This window comes from Clostridium aceticum (assembly GCF_001042715.1).
GTDB classification, from domain to species: domain Bacteria; phylum Bacillota; class Clostridia; order Peptostreptococcales; family Natronincolaceae; genus Andreesenella; species Andreesenella acetica.
In genome coordinates this window covers 79,176-104,508 of the sequence record NZ_CP009687.1, presented here as the reverse complement: position 1 = coordinate 104,508, position 25,333 = coordinate 79,176, and the positions used below count along the sequence as shown (strand labels likewise).

Below are 25,333 nucleotides of genomic sequence, written 5' to 3'. Positions count from 1 at the left end.
CTTCAGCAAAAATCATTTAGTCAAATAATCTACTTACAGAAATATTTTTATAAATTCTTTGAATAGCTTCTGCAAACAAACGGGCTACAGACATCACTTTGATTTTATCAATATTTTTTTCCTCTGGCAATGTAATAGAATTGGTGGTAATCAATTCTTTAATGGCAGAGTTTTGAATTCTTTCAATAGCTGGTCCAGATAACAAAGGATGCGTACAAGCAGCGTATACATCTTTGGCACCAAATTCCTTTAATGCACTGGCAGCCTGTACGATGGTTCCTGCTGTATCAATCATGTCATCGATCAAAATAACATTTTTCCCTTCAATCTCTCCAATAATATTCATTACCTCTGAAACATTTGCTTTAGGCCTTCTTTTGTCGATAATAGCAATAGGTGCATCAAGATGATTTGCAAAATTTCTAGCTCGTGTAACACTTCCTAAGTCTGGAGAAACAACAATTAAATCTTGAATATTTTTTTTGATAAAATATTCAGCTAGAATAGGAACACCTAAAAGATGATCTACTGGTATATTAAAGTACCCTTGAATCTGTGCGGCATGTAGGTCCATAGCCAACACTCTGTCAGCCCCTGCTACGGTTAGCAAATCTGCTACTAATTTAGCTGTAATGGGATCTCTGGCTTTTGCTTTACGATCTTGTCTAGCATACCCATAGTAAGGTAAAACTGCCGTAATCCTTCCAGCTGAGGCTCTTTTAAAGGCATCAATTAAAATCAAAAGTTCCATAAGATGATCATTTACTGGGGGATGGGTAGGCTGTACTACGAAAACATCTGCTCCCCTTACAGTCTCATTGATATTTACAGCTATTTCTCCATCACTAAAAGTACCTACTTCGCAATTTCCAAGAGGTACACCTATCTCTTGAGCTATTTCCTTCGCTAATGCAGGATTCGCATTACCAGAGAATATTTTTATTTCACTACCGCTAGTATTCATTTTATTTTATTCCTCCTTTGTTTTCAATAAACCCTTACGCTGAACCCAGCCAGCTTTGTTTTGCTGATGGCTTCGAGCTATAGCTAATGCTCCTTTTTCTACAGACTTTGTGATGGTAGAACCACTGGCCACATACCCATGTTCTTCCACCACTACTGGTGCAATCAAATTAGAGTTACTACCAATAAAGGCATGATCATGAACCACTGCCTTGTGTTTATTTTTTCCATCGTAGTTTACAAATACGACGCCACAACCTATGTTTACATGAGCCCCTACCTCTGCATCACCGATATAGGCAAGATGAGAAGCTTTTGAGTAATCTCCAATAGTAGAGTTTTTCACTTCAACGAAATCTCCTATTTTTACATGCTTACCAATATTGCTTCCTGGTCTTAAGTAAGCATAAGGCCCTATCGTTGTATGTTCTCCCACTGTACTTTTTATAATCGTAGAGTCATGAATGGTCACAGCATCTCCAATTTTAGCATCTTCAATTCTTGTATTGCCGCCAATAACACAATCTTCTCCTATCATTGTGGTTCCGCTCAAGACGGCTCCAGGATAAATAATTGTATCCCTACCAATTTGCACTTTTTTCTCTATGTAAGTGTGGCTAGGATGAATGATAGTAACCCCTTCTTCCATATGCTTTTCAGCAATTCGTCGTCGCATAATAGTTTCTACTTGTGCCAGTTGACTTTTGGAATTTACAGCCATGATATCTTCATAGTCTTTGGTTTTATAGACTCCTATTGATTTTCCCATTGCAGCAATGATAGAAAGTGCATCGGTTAAATAATACTCTCCTTGAGCATTTTCCTTAGTAATGCGGGGCAAAGCTTCTCTAAGGGCTTTGGCATCAAAGCAGTAAAGACCAGAGTTAATTTCTTTGATGGATTTTTGTTCCTCAGAGGCATCCTTTTCTTCTACAATTTTCACCAGTTCCCTATCTACGCCTCTTACAATCCGACCATAACCATAGGGGTTTTCTAAATCTGCTGTTAGAACTGTAGCACTATACTTCTCTTTTTGGTGATAGACAACAAGTTCTTTTAATGTCTCCTCTGTGATTAAAGGACCATCTCCATTTAGTATTAACACAGTGCCCTCTGTAATAAGTTGATCATAAGCCATCATAACTGCATGCCCTGTCCCTAATCGTTCTTTTTGCATAGCAGTTTTAATATTTTCTGTTAAGCTGTTTTTCACCTCTTCTGCCCCATGTCCAACCACCACAACACACTCTTTTATATTCGCTTGATCAGCAGCATGTATAACATGCTGTAACATAGATTCTCCACAAACTTTATGCAAAACCTTAGGAAGTTTTGATTTCATACGGGTCCCAGCTCCAGCTGCTAATATAATTGCTTGTAATTTCATTTTTTCACCACCCACACAAATTCTGTTTATTTTTTGGATTAATACCTTGTTATATATTTTAATAAATTGTTCAAGGATTCATACTGATATGTATGATAAATTTAAAATAATTAGAAAAATCTATGACAATCTACTAGGCTTATTATCCCTTTAATAGTTTATTATATTTTAAATAAATAATAAACCCTTTTTCAACAAAATCTTCTGTTAGAAAATTTCCCATTTGGGTAAAAGTATAAAAGGACAAATAAAAAAAAGAAGCCCTAGTGACATAAAAGGCTCCTTGATACACTAACTATGCTTCATGTGCTGCACTTATCGTTTCAACTGCTTCAAGCTCAGCTTCTTCATTGACTTTTTCGTATTCTGTAAATATAGCCTGTTGAATTTTAAATCTTGTGTCAGAATTGATAGGGTGTGCTATGTCTCTAAAATCTCCTTCACCCATTTTTCTGCTAGGCATTGCGATAAATAGTCCATTTTGTCCCTCGATAATTTTAATGTCGTGTACGACAAATTCGTTATCAAAAGTTACGGAAACGATTGCCTTCATTTTGCCTTCCACTGCTACTTTCCTAACTCTTACATCAGTTACTTGCATCTGTCCCTCACCACCTTCCATCATGTCAATACTGGGTGTATATAGTTTCATAATAAGATGTATATAATTTCTATTATTTACCTTTATTCTCCATAAGTTTTCAATTTCCTTCTAAATATTTATAAATTTCTTAATTTTTTATGGTTTTTTCTAAAAATTCTTTATAAAGCAGGATAAATAAGTGCAGGATTTGGATAAATCTCCACAGACTCACTCTTTTCTCCTACTTCTTCTAAAATCAATAAAGGTATATAGTCTTCCACCAGTTTTTCTTGCGGCTCTTTCGTAGCGATTAGCACCCCTATGCCTTCTACCTGGGTGTCGAATTCTTTCATCATGTCCATCATACCTTTAGCAGTTCCTCCTGCCTTCATAAAGTCATCAATGATAATTACCTTAGAGTTAGGTTTGATCGCCCTTCTAGCTAAAGACATTCTCTGCATTTTTTTACTAGAACCAGAAACATAGTTAATACTTACAGTAGATCCTTCTGTCACCTTACTATCTCTTCTAAGAATAACTAGAGGTAAGTTCATAGCTTTTGCCACCATCATGGCTAGTGGTATTCCCTTTGTTTCTACCGTTATGATATAATCCACTTCCTTATAGTCAAATTGGCTAGCAAAAACCTCCCCCAATTGGTGAATCATTTGTGGAGAATAGATGATATCTGCCATGTATAAAAAACCCCCTGGAAGAATTCTTTCTTTTTGTCCTAAGTGCTGGCAGATATTTTCTAATATTTCTTTGTTTTGCTCTTTTGTAGTATAGGGAATAAATTTCACACCACCAGCAGCACCGGAAATCGTTTGAATTTTTCCTAGCTTCATTTTTTCCATAGACTGTTTTACCACCATAATATCTTCACTAATAGTAGATTTAGCAGCAGTGAACTTTTCTGTAAAGTAGTTAAGGGTAAATATTTTATTAGGCTGATCTCCAAGAATTTTTATGATAGCAGCAATTCTTTCGTTTCTTTTCAACTTCTCCATATATATAATTCCTCCCGGTATGAATATTATTTTATTATATTATACATTTTATTCGTTTATTAAAACAAATACAAGGGAAATTTAGTGTGCATCTGTTCACTTTTTATGTTATTATATTGAACAGAGTTTCGTATTAATATAAGTATAGAAAGTTTATAGATTAAAAGTAGCATTGGTTTTATATAAATGTCTAAATTTGGCAACACTAATGGCTAGAACTAACTTATTGTAAAGGAGCGAAGATTGTGATTTCTTTTGACTTGAATGAACATAAAATCCATCACATTCACTTAATTGGTATTGGTGGTATTAGTATGAGTGCTATTGCAGAAATTCTCTTAAGCCATGGTTACCATGTGTCTGGTTCAGATATTAGCGACTCAAAGCTTCTACGTAAACTAAAGGAGCATGGGGCAGAAATATTTATAGGACATAAAGAGGAGAATATTCAGAACCCGGACTTGGTGGTTTATAGTGCTGCTATTAAATGCATTAACCCCGAAAGAGTTCGAGCAAAACAATTAAATATTCCAGAAATAGATCGTGCAGAAATGTTAGGTCAAATCATGAAAAAATATGATAAGGCGATTGCAGTAGCTGGAAGTCATGGAAAAACTACCACAACCTCTTTATTATCTCTCTTGATGGAGTATGGAAATCTAGACCCTACGATTTTGGTTGGCGGGGATTTAGAAGATATTGGAGGTAATATTAAAATCGGTAAAAGTCATCATTTCATTACTGAAGCCTGCGAATATGTAGAAAGCTTTTTGAAATTTTTTCCATTTATTGCTGTTATCTTAAATATTGATGAAGACCATCTAGACTATTACAGAGACATTGAACATATCAAAGAAGCTTTTAGAAAGTTTGTAACCCTAGTGCCTAAGGAAGGCTTTCTAGTAGCCTGTAATGATGACCCTCAGGTGAGAGAAATTTATAGCAGTGCTGCCTGCAAAATCGTTACTTATGGTATAAAAACCTCTGCAGATTTTATGGCAAAGGATATTTCTTTTAACAAGGAAGGCCATCCTTCTTTTACGGTGATTTGCCAGGGAGAAGTTTTTGGTGAGTTTCACTTAAGCATCCCTGGACTTCATAATGTCTATAATGCTTTAGCATCTATTACTGCTTCCCACCTATTGGGTCTGGACGGAGAAACTATTTCTAGGAATATTCCTCGTTACAAAGGAATTCATCGCCGCTTCGATTTATTAGGAGAAGTAAAAGGAGTAAAAATAATTGATGATTATGCACATCATCCTGTAGAAATAAAAGCTACATTAGAGGCAGCAAAGCAATATCCTCATAGGAAAATTTGGGCTATCTTTCAACCCCATACCTATAGCCGTACCAAGGCGCTATTAAAAGATTTCTCTAGAGCTTTTGATGTTGCTGATCAAACCATTATTACAGATATTTATGCCGCTAGAGAATCAGATAATGGGGAAGTGAATAGCAAAAAGCTAGTGGAATTAATGGACCCTAAATTAGGAGCCCTCTATATGTCTAGCTTCGAAGAAATCATAGATTATATTTATGACAGGTTAGAACCTGGAGACTTAGTTTTAACCATGGGGGCAGGAGATGTTTATAAAATTGGAGAAGGACTTTTAAATAAGAAGTAAAAAAAACCTCCTTGGCGTGGGTTTGTCACCAAAACCATTCCAGGGAGGTTTTATATATTATTAGCATTAGCGTTAACTTAAGCCATGATTTGTCATCCTGAGGTAAGCAAAGCGAAGTCGAAGGATCTTAGAATTAAGAAAATCCTTCGTTATTTCAAGATCCTTCGCTATGCTCAGGAGGATTCCATGTTATACGATTCCACATATTTTTTACTCTGGATGAGTAATAACGATTTCTTCTCTATCTCTTATATGAAGGGTAGCTGTGATTTTGTTACAATAAGGATTAACTTTACTAGAGATAGACTCTACCCTACCATCTCTATAATAACCCATAATTAAATCCCACTGTCTTCCTGTAGCCACTTCCTCTTCGTACCAATTTTGCTTTCCAAAGGCAAAAATCTCATTTCTATAATATAAAGTTAATTCTCCTATAAAGTCTGCATTTTCTGGAAGGATGCTCCACAATCTATCTATTCCTTTCATCTCTTCCTTATGTTCTACTGTAAGAGTAACATTTCCTACTTCCTTTATTTCTTTTAAAAGGAGCTTCCCAATCGTCCATCCTTTGTAATCGGTAAAGTATATTGTGTCTCCTTCTTTATAATTTGCTAAGTCTACTATTACTGGGCTTTTTTCTATAGGATCTATTTGTCGTTTTATAAACTGGTATCTTAGTGCAACAAATTCTAATATTGTTTCTACATGTTCCTCAACTTTGCCCAGCCTTCCGTGATGATTCTGGGTATGCAATACAAAGGCATGCTTTGAGGGAACAACGTTAAGGCTATCCTCAATATATCCTCTCAGGTCAATGGTTTTGCTTACAAAATATTCTAAAGTAAAAATTTCCTCCATTAAGTACTCCATACGTTTAAAAAGCTTTTCCTGTAACTGCGGGGTTTGAAAAAATTTTATTATCATAGCGTTATCTCGGTAGCTATGTTCATAAAAATCATATTCGTAGGCGAAGTAGTGATTATCTACATATACTTGAGGTCGATAAGTAGAACCAAAGGTTAGGTCTTTATCCCACGGTATAATCCTCCACTTGGCGTCAGAATTATGATGGTCTAAATACAACCAATAATCATCAGCAAAGGAGTCTATATCTCCTATCAGTAAATGTATTGCCAACCAGTCTACAAAATCTTCTAAATAAAAGCGTTCTTGAAAACCCATGTAAAAGTCTTCCCCCGCTGGTGTGTTATATATCCACTCTGCTAAATCAACGACAGCTTGCCAGTGAGGATTTCCTCTATAAGAGAAGTTTTCTTTCAACAAAGTTACTGGGTCCTCTGTGTTACTGAGATCATATCCAAATAAAGAAGCTCTTCCTATTTCTTCTTTTTCAAGATTTGCCGCAAAGCTATCTCTTACTAGAGTGCCCTCGTCATTCATGCCCAAATGCTTTAATAAATTTTCATCGATTCTTTCCACATGTACATAAAGTCCTTCATAAACATTATTTATATATAAATTGAAATACTCTACCCTAGGAGCTGGTAACCCTAGTTCTTTAAACATGTCCATGGAAATCTTTTCTCTCATAAGGGCAGGGTCCGTATAAGAGGCGTTTAGGTTCATTCTATTACTTCCAAAAAGAAAGTCCTGTCCTTCTTGAAAACGAATGTTAAAAGACTTTTTCGGTAGATATCTTGTACTATCCCCTCTAAATCTTAGCTCTATTTTTTTTGCTGTCTTATCCTGTGGAGAAGTTTTTAAAGATCCTTCAACTCTCTGATCATCTAGAGGATCCCTCTGGTATAGCTTTACTAACTCCTCTTCCTCTACATATATGAATAATGTCGGGAAGTCTAAGCTGGTAGGTAGGTTTTTATCTATGTTACGGTTAAAAAGAAAAACAATAGCTATACAGCTTATGGCTATCAGTATAAAAATGATAGGGGTTTTATCCATCAACTTCTTCTCTCTCATGGCTACCTCCTTCAGTAAAAAAAGAAAAGCGGAAAATTTTCCGCTATCATTCCTCTTCTATAGGACTTTGTTCCTCTTGTTTTACGCCATAAATTTCTAGCAATAAATTTCTGGTTTCAATTTGATCGTGAAAATAATAGGATACACGATTTTGATACCTAGCTGTACCCGGAAGCATGGTCATACTGACATTTTCCATGTTTAAACCAACAGCATTAGTAGCATAGCGTAGTACATCTTGAAGTTCGATATCTGTTCTCACATGTCTAAAACTAGTAGAAACTAAGTTTGGCAAACTTCCTAAACTCATAGCCTTTTGTAGTGCCGATTGCATAAACTCCTGCTGTGCTCCGATTCTTCCCAAGTCTCCTCCTCGATCTACAGCACCACTGCCAGGAGTAGGTTGGCGATATCTCAAAAACTTAACTGCATCTTCTCCGTTTAAGACACGAGGTCCCGCTGGGAAATTAATCACTAGAGGAGGATCATCATAATCATCCCTATAGTGCATCCCTCCCCTAGGTATGGTTACAGGTACGCCACCAATAGCATTTACTATAGCCGCTGCTCCCTTATAGGTTACTGTAACATAATGATGTACTGGAACATCAAATAGCAGGTCACTGACTACTGTCTTTACCCCTGCCGCTCCATGATCTCCATAAGCAGCATTAATTTTCTTTTTTCCTGGGCCATCGTAGCCTACCCGAGGATAATAAGTATCTCTAGGTATAGAAATAATATCTAAACCTTTATTCTCTGGATCGAAGGATACAAACATCATGGTATCACTTCTCATTCCCTCAAGTCCTAACATAATAAAGTTTATCCTATTACTCTCGGCAACTGCTCTTAATAGCTCATCTTTAATTTCAGGTTCTGTGTCCTCAAAGTGATCATCATCTTCTGGTCTTACTATTACTGGTACCTCTGCACTAGGGTGCTTGTCCTTCATAAAGGTATTAAAGGATACAAATGCACCGGTAAAAAGTATTACAAAACTTGTAAAGGCTATGGTAAAAACTTTTAAAAATACTTTCATAGATTCACTTCCCACAAATTGTTTTAAAAAATTTTATCTGTACTCGATTATATCAAATCTAGTCATAAAAATCTATAGTTCGATATATTTACTCATATTTTTCTCTCTCCCAAAACCTTTACAAAATTTACATAAGGATCATCCGTCCCCTGCAATAAGCTGCCTTCTTTTTTTAACATAAATACATACTCTATCAATTCTTCAGTAATTCGCTCCCCTAATGCAATGATAGGAATACCTGGAGGGTAGGCCATAATAGACTCTCCGCTGATTTCCCCAGCCGCCTCTTCTAGTCTTACAATCTTTGTATTGCTATAGTAGGCATCCCTAGGGGAAACAATAATCTCTGGATTTCTTAGAACATTGGTTTTGATTTTAATCACTTTATCTTTCCGATAATTTTCAGCAATATCTTTTAGAGCTGCTACTAAAGCGTCTATTTGTGAAGTACTATCTCCCAGACTTAGTATAGCTAAAATATTATAGTAATCTGCTAACTCCACTTGAATATTATACTGATCTCTCAATAAATCATATACCTCAAAACCTGTAAGACCTAGATCTGCAACAAAAATCCCTAGTTTTGTTTCATCAAAATCATATACTCCTGGGGTACCAATAAGTTCATCTCCGAAGGCATACAATCCTTCTATTTCATTGATTTTTCCTCTAGCCTCTTTGGCTAAAATCAAAATATTTTCCAACATCTCTTCCCCCTGAACCGCCAGTTGTTTTCTTGCTACATCAATGCTAGCCATTAATAAATACGATGCGCTGGTAGTCTGTGTTAAGTTCAGGTTTTTCTTAACAACGCAGGGACGAATGATCCCTTCTTTCATTAGAAGTAAAGAACTTTGTGTTAATGAACCTCCTGTCTTATGCGTACTTACAGCACTCATATCTGCCCCTGCCTCCATAGCACTTAAAGGTAAGTCTTCATGAAATCTCAAATGGGCACCATGTGCCTCATCTACTAATACTGCTAGACCATGTTGGCGAGCCAACCTAATAATTTCCTTCAAGTTAGAGATTGCTCCATAGTAGTTAGGGTTCATCACCATCACTGCTTTAGCATCAGGATGTCTTGCAATAGTTTTTTCTAAATCTCCAATGGTAACTCCCATAGCAATCCCAAGTCTTTCATTGACCTGCGGTTGTATATAAATAGGAATAGCACCACTCAGAATAATACCAGACAACACTGATTTATGGGCATTCCGAGGAAGAATAATTTTTTCTCCCGGCCTGCAAGCACTCATAATCATGGTTTGAATTCCTGAGGTTGTTCCGTTTACTAAAAAAAAGGCATGATCTGCTCGAAAGGCTTCTGCTGCCAATTCCTCTGCTTGCTTGATTACACCTATAGGATTACAAATATTGTCCAGACACTTCATGGAATTAACATCTATTTCCATAATAGTATTCCCTACATATTCAGTGAATTCCTTTAAACCCTTACCGTGTTTATGTCCCGGCACGTCAAATGGAATAACATTTCTTCTGTGATAATCTCTTAAGCCTGTAAATAAAGGTGTTTGATTTTGATTAAAGTTCACCATGAAATTCACCTCTTTCTAAAAACATAGTTGATATATAGATATCATTAGCGTTAACTTAAACCAAAACTTGTCCCTTCAAGATCCTTCGCTATGCTCAGGATGACAAACTAAGAGGATTTTGGAAATACTTAACTTAACTTAACTTAACGCCTATGATATATATATAGTAATTTTGCACAATAGATTTATTAAATAATATTTTGATATAAAAATCAATAGTTTTTTATTAATAATAACTTTCCCTTTTCACAAAAAAGCCATACAGTGACTTGTAACGTCCTTGTATGACTTTTTTGTTTTATATGAAAGTTCTTTGATAACTGGATATATAGGGTTGCATGGAGAAACCGAAAAGCTTTGAATGCGAAAACCAAGCGATGAGTTTTTGCCTTCCATACGTAAAATATCCAAGGTACGAAAGAAACCGATACTATCGGCATCTAGGGCAGGTACTGCCCGAAGTTACGCCTGTGGAGACTGAGGTTGCGAAGTCGTGGAAGCAGGAAGCCATCCACCTCTGTAGGTGGTGATAGTTCACTTATTGATTTATGCAAACACTTTAATAATCTGTGCCACCATCTTGGCACTATTTACTAAATCCTTGATATGTATATGCTCTTCTAAGGTATGGGGCTTTTTCTCTCCTATTCCCAGATTCACAGATTTAATTCCGTTACCATTTAAGATGTTGGTATCACTACCGCCACCAGTGGAGGTAATATAGGCTTCTATCCCTAGCTGATGAAAAGCCTCTTTTACCTTCTTTACTACTTCTTCCTCTTCCTCGATACTAAAAGAAGGGTACATTCTTTCTACATCCATCTCTACTTTACCACCAAAATCTGCAGCGGCTTTTTCAAAAGCCTGCACCATATGTGCGGTTTGAGCGTCAAGCTTCTCTTCAGAAATACTTCTAGCTTCTGCCTTGATTTCCACCAAAGGTGTAACGATATTGGTAGCCTCTCCACCAGTGATCACACCGATATTCGCCGTAGTTTCCTCATCCACTCTTAGTAGCTTCATGTTTTCGATAGCTCTAGCAGCGATCATAATAGCACTAATACCTTCCTCTGGTGCTATACCCGCATGGGCTGGTTTACCATAGATTTTAGCATTTACTTTATCTTGACTAGGACCTACAGTAATAATTTCACCTGGAGATCCTCCGCTGTCTAGTACAAAACCATACTTTGCACTTATTTTGCTATAATCAAGATTTTTTGCTCCAAATAACCCGCCTTCTTCCCAGATACTAAAGACAATTTCTACATCACTATGGGAAAGATGATTTTCTTTGATGACTCGAACACCCTCTAGCACTGCAGCAATACCAGCTTTATTATCTGCACCTAAAATCGTCCTTCCATCGCTATAGATAACATCTTCTTTAATAACAGGCTTAACACCTTCCCCTGGCTTTACTGTATCCATATGACAACTGAACAAAATAGGGTCTCCTTTTCCTGTTCCCTTTAATCTTGCAATAAGGTTTCCAGTCTCCCCCTCTATCCTTTCATTAGCATCGTCTATGTAAACCTCTAGACCTAAATCTTGAAGCTTCTTTTTTAATACCTCAGCAATTTTTCCTTCTTTGCCAGAATGACTATCTATTTGTACTAATTCTAAAAACTCCTGCACTAAACGTTCTTGATTTACCATACTCCATCTCCTTCCTATTTTAAAACTTAGCTTCACTAAAGACAGCCAACATCATCCTTAGCGGAGTCATGGGGACGGTTTCATCTAGCACGTATGTTTTTCATGTGCTTGAGGAACTGTCCCCGTAGCGTAGCAGATGTAACACTATGTAGTATTCATTAGCGCTAACTTAAGCCATAATTTGTCATCCTGAGTGGAGCAAAGCGGAGTCGAAGGATCTTAGTGTTAGTAAAATTCTTGGCTACTCCAAGATCCTTCGCTACGCTCAGAATGACAGTTCAAGAGAATTTTGGTAATAATTGTACTAAGTTAACGCCTATTATGTAGTATTACTAAATGTGGTTATAATTATAGCATAATAACGATTGAAAGAAAAAGAAAGAAGCGAAGAATTTTGCTTCTCCGCTTCTTTATAAAAATCCTATAATTTTCATCACTAAATTCTAATAAATACTCCTGGTCCTAACGGTAGTCCTAGGAAGAACCATGCTACAAACAGCACTGTCCATCCTAGTAAGAATAGCAAGGAGTAGGGTACCATTGTAGAAATAATTGTACCGATCCCTGTTTCTTTATCATATTTTTGAGCAAAGGCTACGATTACTGCAAAGTATGCCATAAGTGGTGTAATGATGTTTGTTGTTGAATCACCAATTCTGTAGGCCAATTGAGTAAATTCTGGTGAGTACCCGATTGCCATTAGCATTGGCACAAATACAGGTGCCATAATCGCCCATTTTGCTGAAGCACTACCGATAAATAGATTAATAAATCCTGATACAAGAATAAACCCTATCAACATTGGAATACCTGTCATTCCAGTTGCTTCTAAAAAGTTTGCTCCCTTTACCGCTAAAATCGTACCTAAGTTTGTCCAGTTAAAGTAACTTACAAACTGAGATGCAGCAAAAGCCAGTACTAGGTATCCACCCATTGTTGACATAGCTTTTCCCATAAAAGCAGCTACATCTTTATCGTTTTTCACAGTCTTTGCTGCTATCCCGTAGGCTACGCCTGGGATCAAGAAGGTTAGTGCAATGATTGGAACTATGCCTGCCATGAAGGCAGAATTACGCAGTACTTCTCCTTCTGGAGATCTCAATATTCCATTGCTTGGTACTACCATTACTAATATAGCTACTACAAATACAAATAATGAAATACCTGCCCATACTAGTCCTCTAGACTCTTCTATTGTAATACCCTTAATTTCTGCAACTTCTTCACCTTTGTATTGACCAAGTCTTGGCTCAACAATTTTTTCTGTTACAATTGTACCGATAATTGTAATCAAGAAGGTTGAGGCAATCATAAAGTAAAGATTCGCTGTAACGTCTACAATGTATCCTGGTGAATACATCTGTGCTGCCTGTTGACTAATACCACCTAGAAGTGGATCTAATGTACCTACCATTAAGTTGGCACTGAAACCACCAGATACACCAGCAAAGGCAGCAGCTAAACCTGCTAACGGATGTCTACGGAAACTTAAGAAGATCAGTGCTCCTAATGGAACTAGTACAACATACCCAGCATCTGATGCAACGTTTGACATAACACCAGCAAAAACAACAACTGCTGTGATCAATTTTGGTGGTGTACTTAAAACTAATTTTCTTAGAGAAGCCTGTACTAAACCTGTACCTTCAGCAACCCCAACCCCTAACATCGCTACAAGTACTGTACCCAGAGGTGCGAAACTAGTAAAGTTCACTACTGCTTCTGCAAAAATTCTCCTAATCCCCTCTACTGTCAACAAACTAATAGCTGCAACGGTTGCCTTTTCAGTTTCTCCTGTAGCCACATTGATTCTCTCAAAATCAACAGTTACGCCAGCAGCTGCAGCTATTGCCGAGATAATAATTACTGCAAAACTGAAGATGACAAAAAGTGTTACTGGATGAGGTAATTTGTTTCCTGCTAATTCTACAAAATCTAAAAACTTATTAAAAAGTCCATGTTTTTTTGTATCCACTATTTTTGTACTCACTACTTTTCCTCCTATCTTTAGTATATATTATTCGTATATAAAAGCGTGTAGAAGTAGTATATATTATAATTTGTTGACTTGTCAAATCTTTTTAATAATTAAAAAATATTTAAAATCCTATAAATTTTCAGATTAAGGTCTATGCTGTGGTGATCTTCTCTATCCTAGTCATTTCATTTCATTTTAGGTAATTTTTGGTTTTATGTATTCTATACAATTTTGTGTTTTTCACAAGGGTAACGTTGTCCTTTGTCTATTCATTAACTATTCCAATAATTATGAATTATAACTTGTTATTCTCGGTAAACTGTTATAAGATAAGTATTAAAATTCATGTGGACAGAGGTGTAGTAAAAATGGCTAAACATATTATGCATGAAGCAAAGCGCTGTTTAAACTGTAAAAATCCCCAGTGTCAAGGACGTTGTCCTATAGCCACTGATATTCCTAGTTTTATTCAAAATTTCTTAAGTGGTAATATAGAAAAGGCAGGTGAAGGTCTTTTTTCCAATAATCCTTTATCAGTTATTTGTTCTATTGTGTGTCCCCATGAACATCAATGTGAGGGAGGATGTGTTTTAGGAAAAAAGGGAAAACCCGTCAATATTAGCGGCATCGAAAACTATATTTCTGATTACTATTTAAGTATGCCCAAGACCTATAATGTTGAAAAAAAGCTTGGTAAAATTGCTATTATCGGCTCTGGCCCTGCCGGTTTAACTTCTGCCTTTATATTAGGAGAAAAAGGCTTTCATGTTACCCTTTTTGAAGCACAGGAAAAGCTAGGTGGCTTCTTGAGATATGGTATCCCTGAGTTTCGCTTGCCCAACAGAATTTTAGATACTTTTACTGAAAACTTAACGAAACTAGGTGTGAAAATTAGACCCAATACTTTAATAGGTCCTATACTTACCATCGACACCCTATTTCGTGATGGTTATGATGCTGTATTTATTGCTACAGGAGTATGGAATCCTAATACTTTAAATATCAAGGGAGAAAGTTTAGGTCATGTTCATTATGCTGTTGCCTATTTGAAAAACCCTGAAGTTTTTTCTCTGAGTAATAAAGTTGTAGTGGTTGGGGGAGGTAATACCGCTATGGATGTAGCTAGAACTGCTATTCGAAAAGGTTCTAAAGATGTAACGATTTTGTATAGACGTGATGAAGCCAGCCTGCCGGCTATTCCCTCTGAAGTGGAGCTCGCAAAACTTGATGGCGTTAAGTTCGAATTTTTGGTCAGCCCTATAGAAATTGGAGAAAATTATATTAAATGTGTAGGAAATGAAATTATAGACGGCACCCTTCATCATAAGGAAGACACAGAATTACTTCTAGATGTAGATTCTGTTATTATCGCTGCTAGTCAAGGTCCTAGAAGTAATATTGTATCTCATACTACAGGGATTCAGGTAAATAATAGGGGCCTTCTTATCATTGATGAAAAAGGGATGACTACAAGAGAAGGTGTCTTCGCTTCTGGCGATGTTGTTACAGGAGCAAAGACGGTGGTTGAAGCGGTGCATCATACAAAGCTTGTATGTGATGCTATCGAAACCTATATTGATAATAAGTACAAGGAATAAATAGTTAGAATCAAAGGCGGAGAATACTCTCCGCCTTTTTTTAATAAAAATAACCAAATCCTGGTCCTCTGGGGGTTGGATGTCCTGGGAAAGGTCTTCTACGGCGTCTGCCTAAAAGTTCTCTAATGATAAGAATAGTAATCAAGTCTCTAAAGGCTCCCCTTGGTCCCCACTGTTCTGAAGCTACTTCACTTGTTGACATCTGATAAACTTCATCCACCATTTGTTCAATAAATCTAGGATCTACCTGAGGATACATTCTTGGATTGGTATACACATCATGACGACCACAAATTTCTTGAACTCTAGGATAAACTCTCCTATAAATATCTGGGTACAAGCTGATTAGTCCACTTGGATCATCATAATATTCCATGTAGCCTTCTGGTATGCCAAAGTATGGATATTGAACATACGGATAGTGTGATGGATTGTTATACATAAGCTTTTCCTCCCTTCTTTTTCGATACATATTATGCAAATCATGAAAAATTTGCCACTAGTTCGCATATAATTAATTACTAATCAATCGAGGTGAAGAATGATGCTTACTTTTTATCAAAATATTATTTACAATTTTTTTATTTCTTTAGGAGTATTGTTAGGAGGATGTCTCCTAGGAGGAGTGGCGGCTACCTTAAATGGGCATCCCCCTTTAAAAACCATGATGGATTTATGCGAACAAATCAAGATCTGGGCGATTGTTGTGGCATTAGGGGGTACCTTTCCTTCTTTTAAAGTGTTCGACACCGGACTTTTTAATGGGGAAATTAGGAGTGTGATAAAACAGGTAATCTATATACTAAGCGCTCTTTTAGGTGCTCATGTTGCTTATAAATTGATTTACTACTTAGAGGGCAGCGGAAAGCTATGAAAAGACGGTACAATGTTTTCGCAATCTTTATCATAGGGTTTATTGTAGGTCTAACGATAATGAACCTAATACAGATTCATACATTAGATCGACTGTATCGCATACAAAACCAATTGAGTAATCAGCTACTAGATCGTGAAATTAAACTGGAGCGTTTAAACCAAAGTCTAAACAGTGAAAAAGCCTCTATCATAAAAGACCTTGTTATCGAGGTGGAGTTTGAAGGCAACCCCTTAGTGAAGGATGAAATTGAAAAGGCTATTCATTTTTATATGACAGACTTGGTAGGACGAGAGCTTTGGAGTATTGATGGTGAGTTGGTTTATAAAATACTAGAGGATCGTATTCTCGATATTGAAGGTCGCAGGGTGAAGCTAAGAGTAAAGTATATTGTTCTTAGCGAAAAGATATCTATTTCTGTAAAAGCACAGGTTATAGAAGATTTGTAATAGAAACCTTCATACTAAATTAAGGCTAAAAGTTTACAATACTGTACTAAAACTTTTCTTTAGAAAATATATTAATAATAAACCAGTAACTGTGCTAGGGGGTGAAAAAGTGCATATTTTTGTAGTAAAAAGAAGAAATCTTTATATTGTGCTTGGCTTAATATTGGTGTTGATTATAGCACTGCTCTTCTTTGTTTTTACTAGAGATAAAGCAGTAAGCAATTATTCTACGATCAAGTATACTTATAGTAATCTTTTACCAGAAGAGGCTAAGGAATTAATAGAAGGAAATCCTCATATCGTTATTTTAGATGTGAGAAGCGAAAAGGAATATAGTAAAGGGCATTTAGAAAATGCCTTTCTTCTTCCTTTAAAAGAACTGAAGGACCGAAAAGTAGAGTTATCGGAAGAAAATGTTTATCTTGTTTATTGTGATAATGGTAAAGATAGTCAGAAGGCATCTAAACTCTTATCAGAGTCTGGGTACTCAAGAGTTTACACTCTGGTGGGGGGCTATAAAAAATGGCCCTATGAAATAACAAAGTCAGTCATCTACACCGATTAATAAGCTATGCTAAGCAGCATAGCTCATTTATTTTTAGGATATCATAATTGCTAGATTAATACAATTATTTCCAAATTTCTGTCGAACCGTCTTCCTTCCATTCCACTTTGCTCCCCCTCAGGATGACAAATTATGGCCTAGATCAACGCTAATGTTTAGGATATAAAAATAAGATAAATAGATAAGACATAGAAGGCTAAAATAAATACCGAGTCCCACCCAATAGTAAAAAAGGTCCTCCTAGATCGGTAAAATAGTCCTATAACAGCAATGCAGCTTAATACGATTCCTGCCATAGCTGTTATCGTATGATCTATATTGATAACAGTAAAAATAGAATCCTTATAATAGGCTAGATCTGTCACTACAATAATCAACATGTTAAATATGTTGCTGCCAAAAACATTACCCACCGCCATATCGTAAGCACCAATCTTAATGGCTGCTATAGATGCCACTAGTTCCGGTAAAGAAGTAGTAGCCGCTATAAGTAGGGTCCCTACAAAGGTATGTCCTAGTCCTGTTTGCACTGCAATCGCATCCCCTACTTGAGACAATGTCATCCCCGCCCAAATAATGATGGCACATGCTAACCCAAAACCAATAACAGCTTTCTTTAAAGGAATATTTTTATCATCTACTGTGTCTATGTCTTCTGGAGGACTTTCCTCTTGCTTTTTATTTTCATAACGAAGAATTAAAATAGAGCCATATAAATAGATAGCAAAAATCATCAAGCTGCTTATGCTTATCCAACCTATTTCTAAATCCAAACCGCTTATTTGACTCATCAAAATAGCCATTGCTCCTATTGCTGACAGTAATACCCCTAACATCCCTGCTAATATATGGTTCATTTTTACTTTAATCGTTAGAGGGCCTTGTCCGTGTAAAATATCAATAAGTGCTAAAATCATAATGTTAAAGGTATTGCTTCCATAAACATTACCTATAGCAATATCTGGAGCATCAATTAGTGCAGAAGTAACACTAGTAACCAGTTCCGGCAGAGAAGTAGCCGCTGCAATTAGTATTCCTCCTACAATACTATGACCTAGCTTTGTCTTAGCTGCAATAACATCTCCATATTCGGCAAGTTTAGTGCCAGAGATTACCACCATCAAAGCACTTATAATAAATAATATGTATGTATTTAACAATTTCATCCCTCTCTTTTTTAGTCTCTTTTCTAGCTTCTCCAAAAAATTAAAGCCTATGTAACAAATCAATAACTGTAGCAGAGATTGTCTCCACTACAGTCGTTGATCTATCAGATATTCTCCTGGCTTAAGGGCTCTACCATTTTTCCAGTTTCAGCATCAATATGCATTAGCCAATAACCAAAACCCTCTTGTTTAAACTGAGCGTAGTGGGATGGATGCCAATATACAAATCCTGTTTTCCCTTGGTAGGGCTGCTCTTTAGTAATTTTTTTCCCTGGGATACCATATATATAGTATTTAGCTCTTTTATTGTCATCATAACATACACCAAAGATATAGTGTTGATACCTATAAAGTTGCTTTTGATACTCTGAAGAAAGATAGTAGGAGTAATGATAATAATAAGGATTAATCATCATTTCAATATGAGAAATAAAAGGCATATAGGCTCTGTAGATGGTCTGGGTATTGTATTGTATTTGCCACCACTCATAGTCCTGCAATTTTTCATCAAAAGGTTCTACTCTAGGAAATACCTTTAGTGTGCTCTCAATGTATTTCTGTAATGGAGGAATCTCCTTAGCGGCAATATCCCAATCCTTTTCAAAGCTATATTGACTTTCTGGCTTTTTATGTGATAAATTTTCTTCCAGCGAATTCTCCTTTATTTCCAAAGAATTACTTTCCTGCGTCTTTTCTTCTTTAAGCTGATCTTCCTTGATTTTTTCTTTGGCTGGTTCTATTGGTTTTTCTTCTTTAGATTTTTCTTCTTTAGATTTTTCTTCTTTAGGTTTTTCTTCTTTCAACTTTTCTTGTTTTGGCTTATCTACTTTTACCTTTTCTTCTAATTTTTCTTGCATCTTTTCTTCTGGTTTTACTTGGATTTTTTCTTCTGATTTTTCTTGGACCTTTTCTGCACTTCTTTGAAAATCTACAGGTTTTTCTTTTTTTACTTCGCTAGCAATGAATAGATTTTTTTGCAATGCTGCTCTCCAATTGGTTTTTTCCTTATGTATATATCCTACCAAAGGTATGATTACTCTTTGGGATTCTTCAATTGTTTCTACTACAAGGGTAAGTGTATCAAAGTCTTCTATTGTTTTTTTAGAGCCCTTCACATTTTCCGAGTTAAACTCCCATATAATTTCACCTTTACCACTGCCTTCCACCTTCACTGGGCCGATGTCTACAACAATAGGTTCTAAGACATTTTTTGTCTGGATTAAATACAGTCGATAACTTTCTTTCTTTTCCTCAAGCTTTTTTAGATTTTGACAGTGTAATGATAGGGTTCCATTATTATTACGCACCTCTATTTTTCCATAGCCTTTAGTGCCTTCTGACTTCGAAATACTATAGCCTTTGTCTTCTTCTTCTAGCATAACAAAATATCTTCTATATCGTCTTTTCACTGATTCGCCCCCTTCATATATTCATAAAACTTCAGACCTTTTTATTAATATATGTAAAAGGAGAGAAATAGTTGCTATAAAATCCAGTAATCCCTATACACTAGCAGAAAAACTATTGGCTAAAGTTGCAAACTCTTCTATCGTTAATGTTTCTCCTCGTCTTTGTTCTTCAATTCCTGCCTTTTGTAACACTTCTTTTACCAATGCTTTGCTATAACCTAATGTCCCTGTGCTTAGAGCATTTAACAAGGTTTTTCTCCGTTTTCCAAAGGCATCCTTCACTAGAGAAAAGAAAAGTTTCTCATTATCTACATGCACCTTTGGTTTTTCTAATACATCTAACCTTATTACCGTAGAATCCACCTTAGGCTGTGGAATAAATACAGAAGGTGGAACCTTCAGCAGTATTTTAGGTTGACAATAATACTGCACCGCTATAGAAAGTGCTCCATAATCTTTGGTGGAGGGTTTTGCTTCCATTCGTCTCGCTACCTCTTGTTGAATCATGACGGTCATGGAAAGCAATGGTACCTTCTCTTCTAAAAACTTCATAACAATAGGTGTAGTAACGTAGTAAGGTAGGTTGGCTATTACCTTTACTTTTTTCCCGTGAAACTTTTCCTGTATTAGATGATGAAGATCTAGTTTTAGCACGTCTTCATGAATAACTTCTACATTATCATAAGCTTGCAAGGTATTTTTTAGAATAGGTAAAAGGCTTCTGTCTATTTCAATGGCTACTACAGATTTCCCTTTTTCTGCAATATGCTGTGTCAAACTTCCGATGCCAGGCCCTACTTCTATAACATCATCTTCCTTAGTAACACCTGCTCCTTCTACAATTTTTTCCAATATGTTTTGATCAATTAAAAAATTTTGTCCTAAGCTTTTAGAAAACTTAAACTGATACTGTTCTATGATTTCTTTTGTTTTTTTAGGTGATGCTATTTTATCCATAAGTATCTCCTCTACTTTTCCAACTTTTTTAAAGCTTCCTGCCATTCTTCTCTTGTAACACCATAATGATTTAAGCGATTTAAAAATTGTTTTGCGTTACCATAACCTATGCCCAATAGTTTTCCCATCTCATCTCTTCTGTAAGCCGCTTGAGGATTACCAATTAGACCTGCGGCTATTAAATCTTTTTGTAGGAATTCCTGCCTTTTTTCTATTGTTTGGCTTCTAGCGTTTTTTAATGCAATTAGAATATTTTCTGGAGAAGCATTTTCAATACCGATATTTCCATCTTTCAAAGCTTTTTCTTTTGGAAGAAAAGCATGTTTGCAGTTAGGAACTTGTGAAGCAATGGTATTTCTAATTTTCTCCCCCGCAAAGTCTGGATCTGTAAAAATAATAACGCCTCTCTTTTTTGCTGCTGTCTTGATCCGTTCCATCGTTGCTGGAGTTAGGGCAAAGCCTCCTGTTATGATGGTTTCTGCCTCAACAGCTCTTTTTATAGCAGCTACATCATCCTTACCTTCTACAACAATAATTTCTTTAATCACCTTTGTATCTCCTTCTTTATAAATGTTAATTCTCCCATGTTCTATGGGTTTATCCCTAGATAAATGATAGCGGAGAATGTATTCTCCGCTATCACTTACTAATCTAATATATAAACTTTAACTTTTCTTCGACCAAAACGCAAGGCTTCTGAACGATTTTCGAAGTAAAGATCTATCTTATTCCCTTTAATAGCTCCACCTGTGTCTTCTGCACTGGCCACCCCATAACTAGGTGTTCTATCCAATGACTCTATATATAACTTTGATCCCAGTGGTATAACTCTAGGGTCTACTGCTACTACACCTGGTCTTACTTGTGTGCCACTACCCGTAATACCAAAGTAAGGATCTCCTGGTCTTTTGCCTGTACTTTCATAATCAGCAGTATAGGCCGAAGCCTCCATGACGATTACTTCCCTGTATCTTCTTGAATCTCCCCTAGATGTTACTAAAATGTTTCCTGTTCCCTTTTCAATGATTTCATTGACGGCTTCTTTTATAATGTTTTCTTCTATTACGTCTCTTGCTACCTCAACATTATTTTCATAAGTAATTCCCAGCTTTATTTCTTTTAAACCCGGTACTCCTTCTTGAAGCCTTTTTGTTGTTCCAAGCTCTAAATCTTCATTATACTTAATCGTTGTTTGAAAGGGAACTTCTTGATTCTCTACAAGAATTTCTTCAGTTACCCTTATCACTTCTACTGTATCTCCTGGATTTAACGTAGTATGTAAATCCGGCTGAACTTTGTCTTTTTCCCCTAGTTTCAGATCTAATGTCTTGATTAAATCCTCTACAGTTTCTTCTGCTGTGGTAATGCTTTTTTGCTGTTGACCGTCTATTAATTGAATTTCAAAGGCTCTATGAATAACAATTCGTGTATCTTCTTTCAGCTTTTCTTGAAGACCTGGTACAACCTTGTCTGCCTCTAAAACTTCTATGCCCTGCTTGTTTATAAGAGTTTCTACAGTACTGGCAAAAGTTACAACGCTTTCTTCCTTTCCATCATAAACAATTGTCACATTTTTTCTCATAGCTAATAACCCAAAGCTAACTAATAGTGTTGCTAGGAAAACTACAGCAATAAAGGCTTTTTTGTTAACTCCCTTCAAAAAATCCTTACCACCTAAAAAAGTTTCCATACATATTCCTCCTGTTTTCTTGTATTGTACTCTTCCACTTTAGTATAGATGTAGGTTCCTAAATTTCAATATACTAAGGACTACATTTGCAGCCCTGATTTTGGGGCGAAACCGTAGACCGTGTGTATTAAAATTTAACTTTAAAAGCCCGCATCTATAGTACACTTGAAAGAATAAAATACAGTTTTTCCTACAGCAGTTCATCTTCCACTATATTAATGAACTGTATGCCTAGGGAATAAGTTTCTATCATTTTATGTCATTATCATTTGTTTGTCAAACTTTTAACCATTAACTGGAAGTAGTTAACGATGTTAGTAGGAATTATTTCCCTTTAATTCCTTTTTTATAACTTCTTTGTTTAGGTATATAGATACTAAACCTGATAGCTTAAATTGTGGAACTTTACGCCACGGGGACAGTTCCTCAAACATATAAAAACCATACCTACCAGACCAGCGTCAGGCTGGGTAAGGATTGTCACCCTGAGGGTAGTGGAGGATGTCCCCATAGCCCCGCTGTCCAAAAATAAATTTTCCCCCTTCAAAAATACTCTCCCATAGGCCATGATTCATTATATGCATTGCTTTTAGTTTTATCACTTTAGAATGTTTATGTCAAAACAGCAAGTCTTTTGTCAATACAAAGTTGTTCTTACAGTAAAACTATATGTATCTTAGTGAATACTAAAAATTTCCCAGGAAATTCGTTGAATAAAAAGGAAAAGTTCAGCAATTTGTCACTGAACTCTTTATAAACAACATATTTTTTCAATTATTGACCAAAAGTCCTTCTATAATCTCCTCTTGAGGAATGTTTGGAAAGCTTATTTCTTCATCAAAGGCATAGTATTTAAAGGTACCTGTACTGGTAGTATGGATTTCTACAATTCCCGACATCATATTCATCCTTTGAACAATACCCATTTTTTCCAGGTTTTTAGTATCTTTATGAATGTAGCATGTATATTCTATCTCCATATCCATGCCATAAATCAGTTCTTTTACCATGGTTTCTATCTCTTGCCGCATTTCTTCTTCCTCCTCAGAAGATACTTCTTCTGCTTTTATTAGTTGTTGGGTGATTTCTACTGTAGCTTTAATAATTTCATCGGCTGCAGCCTTGAATGCTTCTTTATCTACTGTCAATAGGACAACATAATACTCCTCTCCGTTAATTTTTTCTTCTGGCAAGTAGGTGGCTCTCATTCCAAACAACGCCATTTGTTGTTTAGAAATCCCCACATTGTTTTCTATATTGGTTCCTAATAAAGCTTGTAATTCCTGCATCATAGGATCAATACTGCTTTTTAGCCACTGATCTGTTCCAGGGAACTTCATATAAATATCATAGTTATCTATAAATAATTCTGTAACAGTATCTATTTCTTCCTCCCCCGCCATAGCTTTTGAAGTACTTACCACATAAACCTTATTACTTTCAAGATCCACAGCCCCCTCCTGAAGCATATGTATTATCATATCTGCTTCCTTTAGGCCCTCCTCTGCTCTCTCTATCACATGAGACTTCATATCCATGTCAAGGATGTAGTTCATTGTCTTAAACCCCAGTAATTCTTCTGATGCTTTTTCCAGCATTTCAGTAGCAGTCATTCCTTCTTGTGTAACATCTATAGCCTCTTCATGATTTACATCTATTGTACTTGTATCTGCCATCACTGCCGTTGTCATAGAAAAAACTAATATAAAAGCTAATATTATTGCTATTTGATTCTTTTTCACAGTACTTCACTCCCTTAGTAAGTTTTATATATAAGTCATAAGCGTTAACTTAATACAATTATTACTAAAACTCTCTCGAACCGTCATCCTGAGTGTAGCGAAGGATCTTGGAATAACGAAGGATGCCAAATTATGGCTTAGGTTAACGCTAATGATATATACGTTACAATAAAACCTTTGCAACTTATATATTAATTACTAATAAATACTATATATTGTATTTACTTATAAATATTTCCACATCATTGTATCAGTTTTTTTCTTTTTTATCAACAAAACTCCTTCGAGGAAATAAGACATCAAAAAAACAACAGTTTCCTACAGGAATCTGCTGTTTTCTCTTTTCTTCTATGGTACGTATTTTAGATAATTTTAAAAAGCTTTCGAGCATTTTCATTGGTTTTTTTTGCTACTTCTTCAAAGGATATCCCCTTTGCTTCTGCAATCCTATTAGCTACATAAGAGACATAGGCTGGCTCATTTCTCTTGCCTCTATGAGGAACTGGTGCTAAGTAAGGACAATCCGTCTCTACTAACAGCCACTCTAATGGTATATGTTGGGCCACCTCATAGGTCTTTTTGGCATTTTTAAAAGTTACCGGACCCGCTAGAGAAATATAAATTCCCCTTTTAATGTACTCCTTTGCCATTTCTACACTTCCAGAGTAGCAGTGCATAACACAGCCTATTTTTCCAGCATCGTACTCTTCTACTATATCAAAGACTTCCCCGTGAGCTTCTCGGTCATGAATAATAATAGGAAGTTTCACTTCCTTTGCTAGCTCTATCTGTCTCCTAAACCATTTTCTTTGGTCTTCTCTAGGAGAATGGTCATAATGAAAGTCTAGTCCAATTTCTCCTATGGCTACAACCTTTTTTCTGCTGCAAAGAGACTTTAATGTAGCTAAAGTATTATCATCCATGTCCTTAACGTCATGAGGATGCACCCCTACTGCGGCATAAACCATATCATATTTTTCTGATAAATCTACTGCCTTTATAGATGTTTGCAAATCTGCTCCAGGATTGAGAATATATTGCAAACCCTTTTTCTTTGCCTCTATGATGATTTCTTCTCGATCCTCATCAAAACGGATATCGTCTAGATGAGCGTGACTATCAAAAAGCATTCA

22 protein-coding genes are annotated in these 25,333 nt (G+C 36.1%); 5 read left to right on the top strand and 17 right to left on the bottom strand.

Annotated elements, in window-relative coordinates; all coding sequences use genetic code 11:
* Positions 1-16 precede the first annotated feature (16 nt).
* The 4 genes from CACET_RS00515 to purR all read right to left on the bottom strand — a co-directional run bounded on the left by CACET_RS00515 (position 17) and on the right by purR (position 3,943).
* Complete coding sequence (locus CACET_RS00515; protein ID WP_044824618.1) at positions 17-964, bottom strand: ribose-phosphate diphosphokinase; 948 nt, start codon at positions 962-964, stop codon at positions 17-19.
* A 6-nt stretch (positions 965-970) separates the two neighbouring features.
* Positions 971-2,350, bottom strand: coding sequence for a bifunctional UDP-N-acetylglucosamine diphosphorylase/glucosamine-1-phosphate N-acetyltransferase GlmU (gene glmU, locus CACET_RS00510; RefSeq protein WP_044824617.1), 1,380 nt, complete (start codon positions 2,348-2,350; stop codon positions 971-973).
* 295 nt (positions 2,351-2,645) lie between these two features.
* A complete protein-coding gene (gene spoVG, locus CACET_RS00505) occupies positions 2,646-2,951 on the bottom strand; it encodes a septation regulator SpoVG (RefSeq protein WP_044824616.1) in 306 nt (101 codons plus the stop codon).
* A 161-nt stretch (positions 2,952-3,112) separates the two neighbouring features.
* Complete coding sequence (gene purR / locus CACET_RS00500; protein WP_044824615.1) at positions 3,113-3,943, bottom strand: pur operon repressor; 831 nt, start codon at positions 3,941-3,943, stop codon at positions 3,113-3,115.
* A gap of 245 nt (positions 3,944-4,188) precedes the next feature.
* Between purR and murC the strand changes: the two genes are divergently transcribed.
* Positions 4,189-5,571 (top strand): UDP-N-acetylmuramate--L-alanine ligase, encoded by a 1,383-nt coding sequence (murC, locus tag CACET_RS00495; protein WP_044824614.1) that lies wholly within the window; start codon positions 4,189-4,191, stop codon positions 5,569-5,571.
* A gap of 210 nt (positions 5,572-5,781) precedes the next feature.
* Here the strand turns inward: murC and CACET_RS00490 are convergent, their stop codons facing one another.
* The 5 genes from CACET_RS00490 to CACET_RS00470 form a co-directional block, all read right to left on the bottom strand.
* Positions 5,782-7,512, bottom strand: coding sequence for a CotH kinase family protein (locus CACET_RS00490; RefSeq protein WP_044824613.1), 1,731 nt, complete (start codon positions 7,510-7,512; stop codon positions 5,782-5,784).
* Positions 7,513-7,558: 46 nt separating this feature from the next.
* Positions 7,559-8,554 (bottom strand): LCP family protein, encoded by a 996-nt coding sequence (locus CACET_RS00485; protein ID WP_044824612.1) that lies wholly within the window; start codon positions 8,552-8,554, stop codon positions 7,559-7,561.
* 92 nt (positions 8,555-8,646) lie between these two features.
* Positions 8,647-10,113, bottom strand: coding sequence for an aminotransferase class I/II-fold pyridoxal phosphate-dependent enzyme (locus CACET_RS00480; RefSeq protein ID WP_044824611.1), 1,467 nt, complete (start codon positions 10,111-10,113; stop codon positions 8,647-8,649).
* A 546-nt stretch (positions 10,114-10,659) separates the two neighbouring features.
* Complete coding sequence (locus CACET_RS00475) at positions 10,660-11,772, bottom strand: M20/M25/M40 family metallo-hydrolase (RefSeq protein ID WP_044824610.1); 1,113 nt, start codon at positions 11,770-11,772, stop codon at positions 10,660-10,662.
* Positions 11,773-12,208: 436 nt separating this feature from the next.
* Complete coding sequence (locus CACET_RS00470; RefSeq protein WP_144414692.1) at positions 12,209-13,762, bottom strand: AbgT family transporter; 1,554 nt, start codon at positions 13,760-13,762, stop codon at positions 12,209-12,211.
* Positions 13,763-14,118: 356 nt separating this feature from the next.
* Between CACET_RS00470 and CACET_RS00465 the strand changes: the two genes are divergently transcribed.
* Entirely contained in the window at positions 14,119-15,348 is a 1,230-nt protein-coding gene (locus CACET_RS00465) for an NAD(P)-dependent oxidoreductase (RefSeq protein ID WP_044824609.1), read from the top strand.
* 40 nt (positions 15,349-15,388) lie between these two features.
* On the opposite strand, the gene CACET_RS00460 is transcribed toward CACET_RS00465, so the two are convergent.
* Positions 15,389-15,790: a hypothetical protein gene (locus tag CACET_RS00460; protein ID WP_044824608.1), complete on the bottom strand. Its 402-nt coding sequence runs from the start codon at positions 15,788-15,790 to the stop codon at positions 15,389-15,391.
* Positions 15,791-15,892: 102 nt separating this feature from the next.
* Here CACET_RS00460 and CACET_RS00455 point away from each other — a divergent pair, with 102 nt between their 5' ends.
* The 3 genes from CACET_RS00455 (at position 15,893) to CACET_RS00445 (ending at position 17,236) form a co-directional block, all read left to right on the top strand.
* Positions 15,893-16,222, top strand: coding sequence for a YtrH family sporulation protein (locus tag CACET_RS00455; RefSeq protein WP_044824607.1), 330 nt, complete (start codon positions 15,893-15,895; stop codon positions 16,220-16,222).
* A complete protein-coding gene (locus CACET_RS00450) occupies positions 16,219-16,671 on the top strand; it encodes a sporulation membrane protein YtrI (RefSeq protein ID WP_044824606.1) in 453 nt (150 codons plus the stop codon). Before CACET_RS00455 ends, CACET_RS00450 begins: the two co-directional genes overlap by 4 nt.
* Before the next feature lie 109 nt (positions 16,672-16,780).
* Positions 16,781-17,236, top strand: coding sequence for a rhodanese-like domain-containing protein (locus tag CACET_RS00445; RefSeq protein ID WP_052661372.1), 456 nt, complete (start codon positions 16,781-16,783; stop codon positions 17,234-17,236).
* Positions 17,237-17,391: 155 nt separating this feature from the next.
* Here the strand turns inward: CACET_RS00445 and CACET_RS00440 are convergent, their stop codons facing one another.
* From CACET_RS00440 to CACET_RS00410, 7 genes are all read right to left on the bottom strand, one after another.
* Positions 17,392-18,402, bottom strand: coding sequence for a sodium:calcium antiporter (locus CACET_RS00440; RefSeq protein WP_242846917.1), 1,011 nt, complete (start codon positions 18,400-18,402; stop codon positions 17,392-17,394).
* A gap of 104 nt (positions 18,403-18,506) precedes the next feature.
* Positions 18,507-19,811 (bottom strand): DUF7922 domain-containing protein, encoded by a 1,305-nt coding sequence (locus tag CACET_RS20300; protein WP_048407512.1) that lies wholly within the window; start codon positions 19,809-19,811, stop codon positions 18,507-18,509.
* A 93-nt stretch (positions 19,812-19,904) separates the two neighbouring features.
* Positions 19,905-20,768 (bottom strand): 16S rRNA (adenine(1518)-N(6)/adenine(1519)-N(6))-dimethyltransferase RsmA, encoded by an 864-nt coding sequence (gene rsmA, locus CACET_RS00430; RefSeq protein ID WP_044824663.1) that lies wholly within the window; start codon positions 20,766-20,768, stop codon positions 19,905-19,907.
* Between the two features lie 11 nt (positions 20,769-20,779).
* The gene (gene rnmV / locus CACET_RS00425; RefSeq protein WP_044824605.1) at positions 20,780-21,316 is read right to left on the bottom strand and encodes a ribonuclease M5; all 537 of its coding nucleotides are present in this window, start codon (positions 21,314-21,316) and stop codon (positions 20,780-20,782) included.
* Positions 21,317-21,414: 98 nt separating this feature from the next.
* The gene (locus CACET_RS21030; protein WP_044824604.1) at positions 21,415-22,458 is read right to left on the bottom strand and encodes a 3D domain-containing protein; all 1,044 of its coding nucleotides are present in this window, start codon (positions 22,456-22,458) and stop codon (positions 21,415-21,417) included.
* Positions 22,459-23,228: 770 nt separating this feature from the next.
* Entirely contained in the window at positions 23,229-24,200 is a 972-nt protein-coding gene (locus CACET_RS00415; protein ID WP_044824603.1) for a hypothetical protein, read from the bottom strand.
* Positions 24,201-24,562: 362 nt separating this feature from the next.
* Positions 24,563-25,330 carry a TatD family hydrolase gene (locus CACET_RS00410; protein WP_044824602.1) on the bottom strand — a complete coding sequence of 256 codons (768 nt, stop codon included), beginning with the start codon at positions 25,328-25,330 and terminating at the stop codon, positions 24,563-24,565.
* Positions 25,331-25,333: the final 3 nt, after the last annotated feature.

Coding starts and splice junctions, on each gene's coding strand:
- CACET_RS00515 (WP_044824618.1), bottom strand. CDS start 964: ATGAATACTAGCGGTAGTGAAATAAAAATATTCTCTGGTAATGCGAAT.
- glmU (WP_044824617.1), bottom strand. CDS start 2,350: ATGAAATTACAAGCAATTATATTAGCAGCTGGAGCTGGGACCCGTATG.
- spoVG (WP_044824616.1), bottom strand. CDS start 2,951: ATGCAAGTAACTGATGTAAGAGTTAGGAAAGTAGCAGTGGAAGGCAAA.
- purR (WP_044824615.1), bottom strand. CDS start 3,943: ATGGAGAAGTTGAAAAGAAACGAAAGAATTGCTGCTATCATAAAAATT.
- CACET_RS00490 (WP_044824613.1), bottom strand. CDS start 7,512: ATGAGAGAGAAGAAGTTGATGGATAAAACCCCTATCATTTTTATACTG.
- CACET_RS00485 (WP_044824612.1), bottom strand. CDS start 8,554: ATGAAAGTATTTTTAAAAGTTTTTACCATAGCCTTTACAAGTTTTGTA.
- CACET_RS00480 (WP_044824611.1), bottom strand. CDS start 10,113: ATGGTGAACTTTAATCAAAATCAAACACCTTTATTTACAGGCTTAAGA.
- CACET_RS00475 (WP_044824610.1), bottom strand. CDS start 11,772: ATGGTAAATCAAGAACGTTTAGTGCAGGAGTTTTTAGAATTAGTACAA.
- CACET_RS00465 (WP_044824609.1), top strand. CDS start 14,119: ATGGCTAAACATATTATGCATGAAGCAAAGCGCTGTTTAAACTGTAAA.
- CACET_RS00460 (WP_044824608.1), bottom strand. CDS start 15,790: ATGTATAACAATCCATCACACTATCCGTATGTTCAATATCCATACTTT.
- CACET_RS00455 (WP_044824607.1), top strand. CDS start 15,893: ATGCTTACTTTTTATCAAAATATTATTTACAATTTTTTTATTTCTTTA.
- CACET_RS00450 (WP_044824606.1), top strand. CDS start 16,219: ATGAAAAGACGGTACAATGTTTTCGCAATCTTTATCATAGGGTTTATT.
- CACET_RS00440 (WP_242846917.1), bottom strand. CDS start 18,402: ATGAAATTGTTAAATACATACATATTATTTATTATAAGTGCTTTGATG.
- rsmA (WP_044824663.1), bottom strand. CDS start 20,768: ATGGATAAAATAGCATCACCTAAAAAAACAAAAGAAATCATAGAACAG.
- CACET_RS21030 (WP_044824604.1), bottom strand. CDS start 22,458: ATGGAAACTTTTTTAGGTGGTAAGGATTTTTTGAAGGGAGTTAACAAA.
- CACET_RS00410 (WP_044824602.1), bottom strand. CDS start 25,330: ATGCTTTTTGATAGTCACGCTCATCTAGACGATATCCGTTTTGATGAG.